Source organism: Arthrobacter sp. SE2 (genome assembly GCF_058244265.1).
In genome coordinates, this window is sequence record NZ_JBZAYA010000018.1 from 66,519 (window position 1) to 81,004 (window position 14,486).

Sequence of the window (14,486 nt, forward strand, 5' to 3'; positions counted from 1 at the left end):
CATGCGCAACGCACAAAAGCCCTCCGGAATGCCCATTCATCGGTACCTGCCTTTCCAGGACCAGATCAGTGTCGAGCTGCCGGACCGCACTTGGCCGGACAAGGTCATCACCAAGGCTCCGCGCTGGTGCGCTGTGGACCTCCGTGACGGCAACCAGGCCCTGATCGACCCCATGAGCCCGGCCCGCAAGCTGAAAATGTTCCAGCTGCTGGTCAAGATGGGCTACAAGGAAATCGAGGTCGGCTTCCCCTCCGCTTCGCAGACAGACTTCGACTTCGTACGGCAGCTCATCGAAGGCGGCCACATTCCGGATGACGTCTCCATCCAGGTCCTGACCCAGGCGCGGGAACACCTGATCGAGCGCACCTACGAATCACTCGTCGGCGCCAAGCAGGCCATCGTCCACCTGTACAACTCGACGTCGGTCCTGCAGCGCCGCGTCGTGTTCAACCAGGACGAGGACGGGATCCTGGACATCGCCCTCCAGGGCGCCCGTTTGTGCAAGAAGTACGAGGAAACCCTCACGGACACCCACATCACGTACGAGTACTCGCCGGAGTCCTTCACCGGGACCGAACTTGAGTACGCAGCACGCGTTTGCAACGCGATCGCCGACGTCTTCGAAGCATCCGCGGACAAGGAGGTCATCATCAACCTGCCCGCCACCGTGGAAATGGCTACCCCCAATGTCTACGCGGACTCCATCGAATGGATGCACCGGAACCTGCACCCCCGTGACGGCATCATCATCTCCCTCCACCCGCACAACGATCGCGGCACAGGCGTTGCCGCCGCTGAGTTGGGCTACCTGGCCGGCGCCGACCGCATCGAAGGCTGCTTGTTCGGAAACGGCGAGCGTACCGGCAACGTGGACCTGGTCACCCTGGGCCTCAACATGTTCGTCCAAGGCGTCGATCCGATGATCGACTTCTCGGACATCGACGAGGTACGCAGGACCGTAGAGTACTGCAACCAGTTGCCCGTTCCCGAGCGTTCCCCGTATGGCGGCGACCTCGTGTTCACGGCATTCTCCGGTTCGCACCAGGACGCCATCAAGAAGGGTTTCGAAGCCCTCGAGCAGGACGCTGCCGCGGCCGGCAAGGCCGTCGACGACTTCACATGGCAGGTTCCCTACCTGCCGATCGATCCGAAGGACCTGGGCCGCAGCTACGAGGCCGTCATCCGCGTCAACTCCCAGTCCGGCAAAGGCGGTGTGGCGTACTTGCTCAAGAACGAGCACAGCCTGGACCTGCCGCGCCGGGCACAAATCGAGTTCTCCGGCGTCATCCAGCACCGCACCGACACCGTGGGCGGCGAAGTCAGTGGAGCCCAGCTGTGGGCGATGTTCCAGGACGAGTACCTGCCGGCCAGCACAGCCGATGGCCAGTGGGGACGCTATTCGCTGGGTTCCATCCGCACCGAGACCGATGAGTCCGGCGAGCTTTCCCTGCATGCAGCCCTGCGCATTGACGGCACGGTGGTCCAGCGAACCGGCACGGGCAACGGCCCGATCGCGGCCATGCTGGACATCCTGCGTCAAGACGGCGTGGACGTCCGCGTCCTGGACTACTCGGAACATGCCCTTTCCGAAGGTGGCAGCGCCACTGCCGCAGCATATGTTGAATGCGCCGTTGGCGAGCGGGTCCTCTGGGGAGTCGGTATCGATCCCAACACGAGCACCGCTGCGCTCAAGGCAGTCATCTCCGCCGTCAACCGAGCCATCCGGGCCGTCCGGGCATAGCCATTTGCCGTGCGGTGCCGTCAACACGGCGCCGCACGGCTTCGCCGGACCCGATAAGGCCCGGTGTGGTGCGAAGATTAACTGTGGCCAATCCTTCGTCGTTTGCAGCGCGGTCCTATCGGGACGATGCCGTAGTGCTGCGCACCCACAAACTGGGCGAAGCGGACCGCATCATCACTTTGCTGACAAAGCACCACGGACAAGTAAGGGCGGTTGCCAAGGGCGTACGGCGTACCAGTAGCCGGTTCGGTGCCCGCTTGGAGCCGTTCATGGTGGCTGACCTGCAACTCGTTTCCGGCCGCACCTTGGACATCGTCACCCAGGCTGTCGCCAAAGGTGCCTATGGGAGCTCGATCGCGGCCGATTACTCCCGGTACACTGCCGCTGCCGCCATGACGGAGACTGCAGAAAAGCTGACGGACGCCGACGCCGATTCGGGAACCGCCCAATACAACCTCCTTGTCGGGGCACTTGCCGCGTTGAGCCGTTCCGACCACCCGCCGGAACTCATTCTCGACTCATACCTGCTCCGTGCTTTGGCAACCGGCGGTTGGGCGCCCAGTTTCACGGATTGCGCCCGCTGCGGGGCGAGAGGTCCGCACACAGCTTTCTCCGCTCCCTTGGGCGGAATGATCTGCAACGACTGCCGCCCGCCCGGTTCGCCGGCACCCGCTCCCGAGACCGTCGTCTTGCTGGGTGCGCTGCTGACGGGAGACTGGGCTACTGCGGATGTGTCCGAAACCTTGCATCGACGGGAGGCCGCCGGACTGGTGGCGAGTTACCTGCAATGGCACCTTGAACGAGCATTGAAGTCCCTCAAACATGTGGAGCGAAGCTGAAAGTGGCACTGGGAAAAAAGAAGACGGCAACGGCGCGGACCACCCCGGTGAGGGCCCCCTACCACCATCCCTCGGGCGCCAGGCCGCCGGCCATCCCTGCCGAACTGGTACCGCGGCACGTGGCGATCGTCATGGACGGCAACGGCCGCTGGGCGAACCAGCGCGGCCTTCCCCGCATCGAGGGCCACAAGGCCGGGGAGCCGGCCCTGCTGGATGTGATGGCGGGTGCGATCGAACTGGGCATCAAGTACGTCAGTGTCTACGCTTTCTCCACCGAAAACTGGCGCCGTTCGCCTGAAGAGGTGCGCTTCCTCATGGGATTTAACAAGGACGTGCTACGTCGGCAGCGCAACCAGCTCGACGAATGGGGCGTGCGGATCCGCTGGGCAGGCCGGCGGCCCAAGCTTTGGGGCTCCGTCATCAAGGAGCTGGAGGAAGCCGAGGAGTACACGCGCGGCAACGACACGTGCACCTTGACGATGTGTGTTAACTACGGCGGGCGCGCCGAAATCGCCGATGCCGTGGCCGCGATTGCCCAGGATGTGGCTGATGGGCGCCTGAAGCCCGGCTCCGTGACCGAGAAGACCATCCAGAAGTACCTCGATGAACCGGACCTTCCGGATGTGGACATGTTTTTGCGCAGTTCAGGTGAGCAGCGCCTCTCGAACTTCCTCTTGTGGCAATCGGCCTATGCGGAGTTCGTCTTCATGGACACGCTGTGGCCCGACGTTGATCGCAGGACTTTGTGGGACGCCGTCGAGATCTATGCCAAACGGGACCGCCGCTATGGAGGCGCGGTAGACGCCGCGGCACCCCGCTGACCGCGACCCAGAATTAGCACGAGCGTGCTTTGAAACGGCTCAGTCCGGATAGGAAGCCAACCAGATGGCCACGTCCCGGTAGGCCTGCTGCCGGACGGTACGCCGTGACAGGAACACATCGTGGAGTGCACCCGGATAGCGGAATACCGCTGTCCGGCGCCCGAGGCCCAGTGCCCGGCGGGCGGTCTGTTCGACGTCGATCACGGCGTCGACGCGCATAAGCTCCGCGGTCCACTCAGCCTGGATCCGGGTCCGGCCGGAAAGCAACACGAGCACCGGCGCGTCGATATTGAGTTTGCGTTCGACGGCGGCGTGGCCCGCCAGGACTGCCTTGGTCCACCCTGCGCGGATCGGGAAGGACGCCCGCGGCCTCCATTCCGGATCAAGGGTCCATTCGCCGTGGGCCAGGTTGCTCACGCTTTCCCAGTAGGCCGGCATCTCCGGGAAACGGAATGGACGCTTGGGGTCCGTGCGCGCAAACGGTTCCACAAGACGCATCGCCATACTGCGGATGAGGCTGCTGCCTTGGAGCTCCAGCCACGGCGAATTCAACGTCAGTGTGGCAACGCGGCCGGGATTCCGGTCAGCCCAGAGCGCCGCGATCAGGCCGCCCAGCGAATGGGCCAGGAGGTGGATGGTAGGTGCGTCGGCGCTGCCCGTCAGCTCGGCGATATCCTGCCGGATGGCCTGCAGGGCGGCGTCGAGGTCTTCGTCATAGACCGTCAGGTCTGTGGTGTAGCCGGGAGTCTGGCCCGGCCGCAGGCTCCGCCCGAATTTGCGCAGGTCGAGCGCATAGAAATGGAACCCCGAGGCGCCCAGGAACTCGGCCAGTTCCGTCTGCATGAAGTAGTCGGCCCAGCCGTGGAGATACAGCACCACCCTCGGCGGCCCCTTGGTAACGGGAACGTCGCTCCGGCGCCGGCGTCGAGTGAATGCCGTGAGCGCATCCAGCAGTCCGTGCGGCACCGATGGTGCGGCCGCCGGGCGGACGTGCCGGACGAGGGTGGCGCAGACCGGTCCCTCTTCGTCCGGTGGAAGTTCGAGCTCCAAGGCCTCGAAACCGCCGCCCAGAAAGTCCCGTTGCCAGACCGGCAATCCCAGTTCCGTGGTCATGGCGCTTCCCCCGATTGTCCAAGCTCGTGGCCTCCCGCACGATCCGTTCCTGGCCCGTTGGTGATGTACCCGTGAATCCAGCGCGCAAGCCTGGCGTAAGCGTCGGCGCGTACCGGACCGGCCGACAGGAAGACATCGTGGAGTCCGCCATCCACCCGTTCCAGGGTGACGGTCCGGCCAAGGGTCATGGCGCGGACGGCAATGGTGTTGACGTCCAGGACGGCGTCCGAACGCCGCATGGACTCCTGCCAGACCATGCCGTTGGCGCTCGCCCCGGAAATCAAGACCAGGATCGGGATGTCTATCCTCAGCCCCCGGGCTACCCTCGTGTGGCCGCTGAGGACCGCGTTGAGCCAGCCGGCCCGCATGGGGAAAGCCAAAGGCGGGCGGTATTTTTCGTCGAGGAGCCATTCTCCCTCGGCCGAGCTGCTGATGCTGCGGAAGTAGAAGCCGCGTTCGGGCAAGCGCAGGATTGTCTTGGGCCAGAACCGTGCGAGCGGCTTCACCATCGTCTGCGCGGCACGGCGGACCACGGAACTTCCGTGCATTTCAAGCCACGGGCTATTGAGTACGAGGTACTGGACGGAGCCGGGGTGGCTGCTGGCCCACAAAGCGGCTACGAGGCCCCCGGTGGAATGTCCCATGAGGGTCAATGAACAGGCTTCCTGTCCACGCTGGTCTGCGGAACGGATCATGTCGATGGCTTTGCTGATTTCGGCGTCGTAGTCGTTCAGGTGCTCAACGTAACCGCCAGGTGTGTCTGCCTGCAGGCTGCGGCCATGGTTGTGCATGTCCAACGCGTAGAAATGGAAGCCTTGTCCAGTCCAGAACTCCGCGAGGGCAACGTTGAAAAAGTAGTCGCTCCAGCCGTGCAGGAACAGGACCGAACGGTTGGCCGGCGGGAGAGAATCACCCGGGCTTCCGGTGCCCTGGCGCGGGACATGGCGGACGAGCGTTGCGCGCCGGACAACTCCATCAGGTCCGGCCGCCTCGAATGCGCAACTTTCGAAGTCCGCACCGAGGATATCGGTCTGCCACTCCATGGGAACAGCTTAGACACTCGCCGCGGCATCGCGCCCGGCTGCGCGTCCGGAGAACAGGCAGCCGCCGAGGAACGTTCCTTCCAATGCCCGGTAGCCATGGATTCCTCCACCGCCGAAGCCGGCAGCCTCGCCCGCCGCATACAAGCCCGGGACGGGAACTCCGGAATCGTCGAGCACGCGTGAACGCAGATCCGTCTGAAGTCCGCCGAGGCTCTTACGCGTCAGGACACAGAGCCGGACAGCCAGGAGCGGGCCGTGTTTCGGGTCGGTCAGCCGGTGCGGAGGGGCCACCCGCATGATCTTGTCGGTGGCGAATCGCCGGGCTGCCCGGATCGCGGCGAGCTGCGGATCCTTGCCCAGCCCGCTCGCCACTTGCAGGTCCCGATCCTGGATGAGTGAATCGAGCCGGACGGGATCTATCAGCGCTGAACCTGTCAGCGCGTTCATTTTCGCGGCGAGCTCAGCGGCCGTTGCGGCTTGCAGGAAGTCCACGCCACGGTCGAGGAAGAGGCGCAACGGCGAGTCGCTGCCGGGACTGAGCCGGGAGGCAAGGAGCCTGATGTCCTTGCCAGTGAGGTCCGGGTTCTGTTCCGAGCCTGAGAGGGCGAACTCCTTCAGCGCGATGGTGCGGTTGCACACAAACCACGAATGCCCGTGCCCGCTCGCCAGGATATGCCGGAGGGCGCCCAGCGAGTCGAAGCCCGGAAACAGCGGGGCTGGCGGCTGCCTTCCCGTCGCGTCAATCCACAGCGACGACGGACCGGGCAGTATCCGGATGCCATGCGAAGGCCACACAGGGGAGTGGTTGTGGATGCCTTCGGGGTAGTGCCACATACGGTCGCCATTGATGAGCCGCCCTCCGGCGGCTGCGGCGGCAGCGAGGAACTCGCCGTCGACCGATGCGGGAACACCGCTGAGCATGTGTTCCGGCGCACTCCCGCCGGGCCATTGCCTCCGCACCAAAGCGTGGTTCCCGCCGATCCCGCCGGTGGTCACGATGACCGCTCCCGCGGTCGCCGCAAAATGCCCGACGACGGTCCTTGGCGACGCTTCGCCGCGTCCGGCTCCGGACGCTTCCAGGATCTCGCCGCCGACCCCGGTGACGCGGCCCGCCGTCGTCGTGATCTGCGTGGCGCGGTGCCGGAAGTGGAGGGATATCCTCCCGCGGGCCGCGCCTTCGAGCACTTTCGCCAGGAACGGTTGCACGACGCCGGGTCCCGTGCCCCACGTGACGTGGAACCGCGGGACGGTGTTGCCGTGGCCTTGGGGACCATAGCCGCCGCGTTCGGCCCACTGAACGAGCGGAAAGAGCCGCACGCCAAGCGAGTTCAGCCACCGGCGCTTCTCGCCGGCGGCGAAATCCACGTAAGCTTCTGCCCACCGCCGGGCCCAGGAGTCTTCCGGCCGGTCAAAGGCCGCGGACGCCAGCCAGTCGCTCAAGGCGAGCTCGGCACTGTCCTTGACGCCCAGCCTCCGCTGCTCGGAGGAGTTGACCAGGAACAAGCCACCGAAAGACCAATGTGCCTGGCCGCCCACGGACGCCGAAGGCTCCTGGTCCAGGACAGCAACCCGTTTGCCGTCGGCGTAGGCTTGGGCGGCGGCGACCAGTCCCGACAATCCCGCGCCAATAATGACGACATCGGCTTCGATGATTGCCTGGGAGTGAACTCCATCACGTGGATTGCTCGGCATTCGTACATGCTACCGCCCGGTAACCGCCCTGGTTTGGTGCGCGACCCGTAAACCGGAAAACTAGGACCATGCGCGTTTACCCCACATTCTTCAAGCTGGCCTTCTCCTGGATGGATGCCGAAAAAGCCCACAAGATCGGCTTCCAGGCGATCCGCTACGCACACCGCTCAGGCGCAGGACGCGTCCTGGCCAAAATGACGGCTCCGCACCCCTCCCTGCGCACGGAGGCTTTCGGGCTGACGTTCCCTTCGCCCTTCGGCCTTGCGGCCGGCTTCGACAAAGAGGGCCACGGAATCGAGGCCCTCGCTGAACTGGGCTTCGGCCACGTGGAAGTGGGAACGATCACCGGCCAGGCGCAGCCCGGCAACGAGAAGCCACGGCTCTTCCGCCTGATCGAGGACAAGGCCGTGATCAACCGCATGGGCTTCAACAACGACGGCGCGGCGGCCGTGGCCCCGCGGCTCAAGGCTGCGAGGGCGGCTTTGCAGCGGACGCATTCGGGCGTTCGTCCCGTGATCGGAGTCAATATCGGCAAGACCAAGATTGTCGAGCTCGACGACGCCGTTGAGGACTATTTGGTCAGCGCCCGCAGCCTGGCACCCGCCGCCGACTACCTGGTAGTGAACGTGAGCTCGCCCAACACGCCGGGACTGCGACTGCTCCAGAACGTCGAGACGCTTCGCCCCCTCCTGCGAGCGGTCGGAGAAGCCGCGGACGAATCCGCCGGCCGCCACGTGCCGCTGCTCGTCAAGATCGCGCCGGATCTGAGCGACGAAGACATCGACGACGTCGCCCGGCTCGCCTTGGACCTCAAGCTCGACGGGATCATCGCCACAAACACCACCATCGGCCGGGAAGGCCTGGTTTCGGATCCAGGCAACGTGGAAGCGTGCGGCGCCGGCGGACTCTCCGGTGCGCCGCTCAAGGGGCGTTCGCTCGAGGTATTGCGCCGGCTGAAGGCTGCGGTGGGGGAGGGCCTCGTGCTCATCGCGGTCGGCGGCGTGCAGTCCGGGGCCGACGTGCAGGAGCGGCTCGATGCCGGGGCAACCCTCGTTCAGGGATACACGGCATTCCTCTACGAAGGTCCGTTCTGGGCCGCCGGCATCAACAAGGCCTTGGCCAAACGTCGCAGTTAAGCGTCGCCGCTAAGCAGGGAGACGAGCATGTGAACTGCACCTGAACCGCCAAGTGCGGACAAAAAGACCCTGGAACAGCTGTTCCAGGGTCTTTTTGATCCGTCGGACTGTTGTCCTTGGCGGTCGGGGGTATTAAGCGGGGTACTGGCCTCGCTGCACCTGCGGTTTCGGCAGGCGCAGGCGACGGAATTGCAGGGAACGCATGCTGCCGTACCAGACCGTGCCACGCTCGACGTCGCCGAACTTCTGCGTCAAGCCCTTGCGCAACTTGCGGGAAAGGATGAACACATCCGCGAAGACAGCCAGGAACATGACCCAGAAGCCGATCAGGATGTAGCTCAGGGCGTCGCTTCCTGAAGGAATGACGAAGGAGATGACCACGAACAGCAAGGCCCCGAACATCAAGTACTCACCTAGGCTGAAACGGGCATCGACATAGTCGCGCGCAAAACGCTTCTGGGGCCCCTTGTCCCGCAGCGGCAGGTACTTCTCGTCCCCGGTGTCCAAGGCCTGGCGCATTTTCTGGCGCTGATCCTGCACGGCAATGCGCTCGGCTTCCTTCGAGGCCTTGCGGTCCGTCGGCACGAGGGGGCGTTTGCGGGCCGCTTCTTGTTCCTTGCGCTTGGGCGTGGGAGCGCCCTTGCCAGCGCCTTTCACGGCGGCATCGGCGGCAAGCTGGTCTACTGGGTCTTGAGCGCTCGGCTCATCCTTTTTACGTCCAAACACCACTACAGAATACCCCGCAGGAACCGCCCCAAAGTCGACGTGACGTGCCGCCCCAGGAATGAGCCCGCCACACCGCCAGGTCCGGTTCCCCAGGGCCACTCCCGGCGGTAGTGTTTTCGCCATGACTTCAATGAATGCGGAGATCCCGCAGACCTTTTCCGGCGGCTCCGGCACAATCAATGTTGATGCGCTCAAGTCCTCGATCGATGCTTCCTTCGACGAGACGATGACCCGTTTGAAGGACCTGGTCGCCATCCCTGGGATCGCCTGGCCCAGCTTTGACCCGGCGGAACTGGAGCGGAGCGCCGAGGCTGTTGCGTCGCTGGTCCGCGAGTCGGGCTTCCCCGACGTGCAGATCCTGCGCTGCGACAAGGCCGACGGGACTCCCGGAGGCCCCGCCATCGTTGCTCGCCGCGTTGCCGCGCCGGGCAAAGCAACGATCCTGCTTTACGCGCACCACGATGTGCAGCCGCCGGGCGACGTGACCTTGTGGGACACCGAGCCCTTCGTCGCCGAAGAGCGGGATGGCCGCCTTTACGGCCGTGGCGCAGCCGACGACAAGGCCGGAATCATGGCCCACCTGGCTTCTTATGCCGCTGTAACCCAGGTGCTGGCAGACGATTTCGGCCTTGGGGTCACCTTGTTCTTTGAGGGCGAAGAGGAGGCGGGCTCGCCGACGTTCCGCACTTTCCTCGAAACACACCGCGAGCTCCTCGAAGCGAACGTCATTGTTGTGGCGGATTCAAGCAATTGGAAAGTCGGCGTTCCCGCGCTGACAACAAGCCTCCGCGGACTGGTGGACGGCACCTTCGAAGTTCGGGTCCTGGATCACGCAGTGCACTCCGGCATGTTCGGCGGTCCCGTACTGGACGCGCCGACCCTTCTGTCCCGCCTCATCGCCACCCTGCACGACGACGACGGCAACGTGGCCATCGAGGGCCTGGTAGCCAAGGATGACGTAGTAGAGGACGTTGATGAGGAGCAGTACCGCGCCGACGCCTCCGTGCTCGACGGCGTACGGCTCGCCGGCAGCGGCAGCATCGCCTCAAGGCTCTGGACCAAGCCCGCGTTGTCCATCATCGGCATCGACGCACCCGCCGTCGACGTCGCATCCAACACGCTGCTTCCCTCCGCGCGGGCAAAGTTCAGCCTGCGCTTGGCCCCCGGGCAGGATCCCGATGCCGCCATGGACGCCGTGGGAAGGCACCTGCAGGCGAACGCGCCCTTCGGAGCGAAGGTGACGTTCGTACCGGGGGAGCGCGGCAACGCCTTCTCCACAGATACAGAATCGCCAGCTGCCCGGATCGCGATGTGGGCACTCGGTGAAGCCTGGGGCGTGCCCGCTGTTGAAATGGGGATCGGTGGATCCATACCGTTCATCGCGGATCTCACGGAAACCTATCCCGATGTCCAGATCCTGGTGACTGGCGTCGAGGACCCTGACTCACGGGCCCACAGCGCCAACGAATCGCTTCACATCGGCGATTTCCGCAATGCGGTCCTGGCTGAGGCACTGATGCTCGCCAGGTTGAACACGGAAGGCCTCTGAGCCCCCACCTGCATCGACCGGGGAACAAGGTAACGCTCCCTGCGGTTACGTTAGAAGTTATAGCTATACGCCGGCTCGACGTAGCATGTAGCTATAGCCCGCACGTATTTGGGTAAGGGCAGGCAGCGCGAAGGCGCAGCCGCCAAGAGCTTCATAAGAAGGTAGGCCAATGAGCACTGCAACCAACGAAAACAGCACCGGAGCACAGCTCGCAGGCAGCGAGCTTCCTGAGCACGAGGTCAAGTTGACCGATGTCGCCGCAGGTAAGGTCCGTAGCCTTCTCGAACAAGAAGGCCGCACGGACTTGCGGCTCCGCGTCGCTGTTCAGCCGGGCGGATGCTCGGGCCTGATCTACCAGCTCTACTTCGACGAGCGCCTGCTCGACGGCGATGCTGTCCGCGATTATGACGGCGTCGAAGTGGTTGTCGACAAGATGAGCGTGCCTTACCTGAGCGGTGCCAGCATCGACTTCGAGGACACGATCTCGAAGCAGGGCTTCACCATCGACAACCCCAATGCCGGCGGGTCTTGCGCCTGCGGCGATTCGTTCCACTAACCCGGGCATTCGCAGACTGTTGGCCCAGTTCAGGAACGGGTTGAACCCGGGCCGACGCACTGGGCCAGCATGTCGGCGAAAACCGCTCGGTAGCGGTAAGCTCTACATCGGGTAGTAAAACTTTAGTGTGCCCGGTGGGCTTCCGGCCGGCCGGGCTGCAGCAACAAGAGGAAGGGCCGTCTGTGAGTTCGCAGAACCGAACCGGCAGCCGACGCATAAAGATCACCTCGATCACTGGCTTGGCACTAGCCGGCGCGTTGGTTTTGACCGGATGTTCACCAGAGGTAGAAAAAGGCTGGTTGCCCACGGAACGTGGAACCACCAGCAACACCGATCGGATCATGGACCTCTGGGTCAACTCATGGATCGCCGCCCTCGCCGTCGGCATTATTACTTGGGGCTTGCTGGTCTGGTGCATCATCGCCTACCGCCGCCGCAAGGGCACCACGGGTTTCCCCAAGCAGCTTAGCTACAACCTCCCTCTGGAGGTCTTTTATTTGACCATTCCGCTGTTCATGGTGCTGGTGTTCTTCTACTTCACCGATCAGGACCAGCGTGCAATCGATGACCGCTCCCAGGCGGCTGACGTCACGATTGACGTCCGCGGCAAGCAGTGGGCTTGGGACTTCAATTACGTGAAGGGCCCGGTCATCGCCGAAGACCTTCACGAGGCCGGCGTTCAGGCGCACCTCACGGGCAACAACGTGGACAAGGACAAGCTCCCCACCTTGTACCTGCCGGTCAACAAGTCGGTTGACCTGGAATTGAACTCCCGCGACGTCATCCACTCTTTCTGGGTGCCCGCGTTCCTTCAGAAGCGCGACATGATCCCCGGCAAGACCAACTACATCAGGTTGACCCCCACCAAGGAGGGCACCTATGACGGCAAGTGCGCCGAACTTTGCGGTGAATACCACTCAGAGATGCTGTTCCGCGTGAAGGTCGTTTCCGAGGCTGAGTTCCAGGCTCACATGGACCAACTTCGCCAGAGCGGCAACACCGGTCTTCTCGATTCGAAGTACGACCGCAACCCGAACCTGAACGCAAAGAATTAAGGGAAGCGACGTGGCTACTTACACTCAATCCGCCGGAGTCCTTGACGCTCCGGTAGTACCGAAGTCCAAGGGACGCATCGTCGTCAACTGGATCACCTCCACCGACCACAAGACCATTGGGTACATGTACCTGATCGCGTCCTTCGTGTTCTTCTGCCTGGGTGGTGTCATGGCGCTGCTGATCCGCGCCGAGCTCTTCGAGCCCGGCATGCAGATCCTGCAGACCAAGGAACAGTACAACCAGCTCTTCACGATGCACGGCACCGTGATGCTGCTGATGTTTGCGACGCCGCTCTTCGCAGGCTTCGCGAACGTCATCATGCCTCTTCAGATCGGTGCCCCCGATGTTGCCTTCCCGCGACTGAACGCACTGGCCTTCTGGTTCTTCCTCTTCGGCTCCACCATCGCGGTGTCCGGCTTCATCACCCCGCAGGGTGCCGCCTCCTTCGGCTGGTTCGCCTATGCCCCCTTGTCGGACACGACGTTCACCCCGGGCGTGGGCGGAGACCTGTGGGTCTTCGGCCTGGCTTTGTCCGGTTTCGGAACCATCCTGGGTGCCGTGAACTTCATTACCACGATCATCTGCATGCGCGCTCCCGGCATGACGATGTGGCGCATGCCGATCTTCACCTGGAACACCCTCGTGACGGCAATCCTGGTTCTCATGGCCTTCCCGCCGCTCGCCGCCGCGCTCTTCGCGCTCGGTGCCGACCGCCGCTTCGGCGCACACATCTTCGACCCGGAGAACGGCGGGGCTGTCTTGTGGCAGCACCTGTTCTGGTTCTTCGGCCACCCGGAGGTTTACATCATTGCGCTGCCGTTCTTCGGCATCGTGTCTGAAATCTTCCCGGTGTTCAGCCGTAAACCGATCTTCGGCTACAAGGGCCTGGTCTACGCGACGATCGCCATTGCCGCCCTGTCGGTTACCGTCTGGGCACACCACATGTACGTCACCGGATCGGTGCTGCTGCCGTTCTTCTCCTTCATGACGATGCTGATCGCGGTACCCACCGGCGTGAAGTTCTTCAACTGGATCGGCACGCTGTGGCAAGGCTCAATTACCTTCGAGACGCCCATGCTCTGGAGCATCGGCTTCCTGGTCACCTTCCTCTTCGGCGGCCTGACCGGCATCATCCTGGCCTCCCCGCCGCTCGACTTCCACGTCTCGGACTCCTACTTCGTCGTAGCGCACTTCCACTACGTCGTCTTCGGAACTGTCGTGTTCGCCATGTTCGCAGGCTTCTACTTCTGGTGGCCCAAGTGGACCGGAAAGATGCTCAACGAGCGCCTCGGCAAGATCCACTTCTGGCTTCTGTTCCTGGGCTTCCACGGCACGTTCCTGATCCAGCACTGGCTCGGCGTCGAGGGCATGCCCCGACGCTACGCGGACTACATGCCGCAGGACGGCTTCACTTGGATGAACCAGTTCTCCACCATTTCGTCCTTCGTGCTCGGCGCCTCGCTCCTGCCGTTCTTCTGGAACGTCTACATCACCTGGCGCAGCAACAAGAAGGTGGAAGTGGACGATCCCTGGGGCTTCGGCGCTTCGCTCGAGTGGGCCACATCCTGCCCGCCGCCGCGACACAACTTCACCTCGCTGCCCCGCATCCGGTCCGAACGTCCTGCCCTGGACCTCCACCACCCGGAACTCGCTCAGCACCACACTGCACAGAGCCCCGAGCCGGCAGCAAAGGTGCTCGGCAACGCTGATCAGAAGGACGCCAAGTGAAAATCGAATCATGGATTTTTGGAGCCGGGAGCTTTTTCTTCGTCCCCGTCGCACTGGCCTACGGCTTCCTGACCCACTGGTCTGAGTGGGTCGGAACCCTCGGCATTCTCCTGGTCGGTGGCCTGGCAGGCATGATCGGCGGCTACCTCGGTTTCACCGGTAAGCGAGTCGGCATGCGCCCGGAAGACCGACCGGACGCTGAGATCCACGAGGGCGCCGGCGAGCAGGGACACTTCAGCCCCTGGAGCTGGTGGCCGCTGGTCCTCGGCCTGGCCTGTGCCGGTGGCTTCCTTGGCCTTGCCGTAGGTTTCTGGATCACGTTCGTCGCCGCTGGCCTTGCCCTCGTGGCCTTGGTCGGTTGGGTCTTCGAATACAGCCGTGGAGACCACGCGCATTAGAAGTACTTGAACAACGACGGCGGGCCCCACCAATCTTGGGTTCTAGCGGTCGTTGCAACACCCAGAATTTTTGGGAGTTGCAACGACC

General features: G+C 63.7%; 13 protein-coding genes. 9 read left to right on the plus strand and 4 right to left on the minus strand.

Annotated elements, in window-relative coordinates; all coding sequences use genetic code 11:
- The first annotated feature begins 1 nt into the window (after position 1).
- From leuA to AC4CS3_RS19815, 3 genes are all read left to right on the plus strand, one after another.
- Complete coding sequence (leuA, locus tag AC4CS3_RS19805) at positions 2 to 1,741, plus strand: 2-isopropylmalate synthase (protein ID WP_490784865.1); 1,740 nt, start codon at positions 2 to 4, stop codon at positions 1,739 to 1,741.
- 83 nt (positions 1,742 to 1,824) lie between these two features.
- Positions 1,825 to 2,580, plus strand: a complete 756-nt coding sequence (gene recO / locus AC4CS3_RS19810; protein WP_404496959.1) for a DNA repair protein RecO — start codon at positions 1,825 to 1,827, stop codon at positions 2,578 to 2,580.
- A gap of 2 nt (positions 2,581 to 2,582) precedes the next feature.
- Positions 2,583 to 3,401, plus strand: coding sequence for an isoprenyl transferase (locus tag AC4CS3_RS19815; protein WP_490784866.1), 819 nt, complete (start codon positions 2,583 to 2,585; stop codon positions 3,399 to 3,401).
- A 39-nt stretch (positions 3,402 to 3,440) separates the two neighbouring features.
- Here AC4CS3_RS19815 and AC4CS3_RS19820 read toward each other — a convergent pair whose 3' ends face one another.
- From AC4CS3_RS19820 to AC4CS3_RS19830, 3 genes are read right to left on the minus strand one after another with little or no spacing between them, the layout of a single operon-like run.
- Positions 3,441 to 4,514, minus strand: coding sequence for an alpha/beta hydrolase (locus AC4CS3_RS19820; RefSeq protein WP_490784867.1), 1,074 nt, complete (start codon positions 4,512 to 4,514; stop codon positions 3,441 to 3,443).
- The gene (locus AC4CS3_RS19825; RefSeq protein WP_490784868.1) at positions 4,511 to 5,557 is read right to left on the minus strand and encodes an alpha/beta hydrolase; all 1,047 of its coding nucleotides are present in this window, start codon (positions 5,555 to 5,557) and stop codon (positions 4,511 to 4,513) included. The genes AC4CS3_RS19820 and AC4CS3_RS19825 overlap by 4 nt, the downstream gene beginning before the upstream one ends.
- A gap of 9 nt (positions 5,558 to 5,566) precedes the next feature.
- Positions 5,567 to 7,249, minus strand: a complete 1,683-nt coding sequence (locus AC4CS3_RS19830) for an FAD-binding dehydrogenase (RefSeq protein WP_490784869.1) — start codon at positions 7,247 to 7,249, stop codon at positions 5,567 to 5,569.
- A gap of 68 nt (positions 7,250 to 7,317) precedes the next feature.
- Between AC4CS3_RS19830 and AC4CS3_RS19835 the strand changes: the two genes are divergently transcribed.
- Positions 7,318 to 8,385: a quinone-dependent dihydroorotate dehydrogenase gene (locus AC4CS3_RS19835; protein WP_490784870.1), complete on the plus strand. Its 1,068-nt coding sequence runs from the start codon at positions 7,318 to 7,320 to the stop codon at positions 8,383 to 8,385.
- 132 nt (positions 8,386 to 8,517) lie between these two features.
- On the opposite strand, the gene AC4CS3_RS19840 is transcribed toward AC4CS3_RS19835, so the two are convergent.
- Positions 8,518 to 9,111, minus strand: coding sequence for a DUF3043 domain-containing protein (locus AC4CS3_RS19840; protein ID WP_441414345.1), 594 nt, complete (start codon positions 9,109 to 9,111; stop codon positions 8,518 to 8,520).
- Positions 9,112 to 9,232: 121 nt separating this feature from the next.
- Between AC4CS3_RS19840 and AC4CS3_RS19845 the strand changes: the two genes are divergently transcribed.
- The 5 genes from AC4CS3_RS19845 to AC4CS3_RS19865 all read left to right on the plus strand — a co-directional run bounded on the left by AC4CS3_RS19845 (position 9,233) and on the right by AC4CS3_RS19865 (position 14,398).
- Positions 9,233 to 10,660: a dipeptidase gene (locus AC4CS3_RS19845; RefSeq protein ID WP_490784871.1), complete on the plus strand. Its 1,428-nt coding sequence runs from the start codon at positions 9,233 to 9,235 to the stop codon at positions 10,658 to 10,660.
- Between the two features lie 169 nt (positions 10,661 to 10,829).
- Positions 10,830 to 11,216 (plus strand): HesB/IscA family protein, encoded by a 387-nt coding sequence (locus AC4CS3_RS19850; protein WP_364534712.1) that lies wholly within the window; start codon positions 10,830 to 10,832, stop codon positions 11,214 to 11,216.
- 182 nt (positions 11,217 to 11,398) lie between these two features.
- The gene (gene ctaC / locus AC4CS3_RS19855) at positions 11,399 to 12,271 is read left to right on the plus strand and encodes an aa3-type cytochrome oxidase subunit II (protein ID WP_490784872.1); all 873 of its coding nucleotides are present in this window, start codon (positions 11,399 to 11,401) and stop codon (positions 12,269 to 12,271) included.
- Positions 12,272 to 12,281: 10 nt separating this feature from the next.
- Positions 12,282 to 14,000: an aa3-type cytochrome oxidase subunit I gene (gene ctaD / locus AC4CS3_RS19860; protein ID WP_059390002.1), complete on the plus strand. Its 1,719-nt coding sequence runs from the start codon at positions 12,282 to 12,284 to the stop codon at positions 13,998 to 14,000.
- Positions 13,997 to 14,398 (plus strand): cytochrome c oxidase subunit 4, encoded by a 402-nt coding sequence (locus tag AC4CS3_RS19865; RefSeq protein WP_490784873.1) that lies wholly within the window; start codon positions 13,997 to 13,999, stop codon positions 14,396 to 14,398. Before ctaD ends, AC4CS3_RS19865 begins: the two co-directional genes overlap by 4 nt.
- Positions 14,399 to 14,486 lie beyond the last annotated feature (88 nt).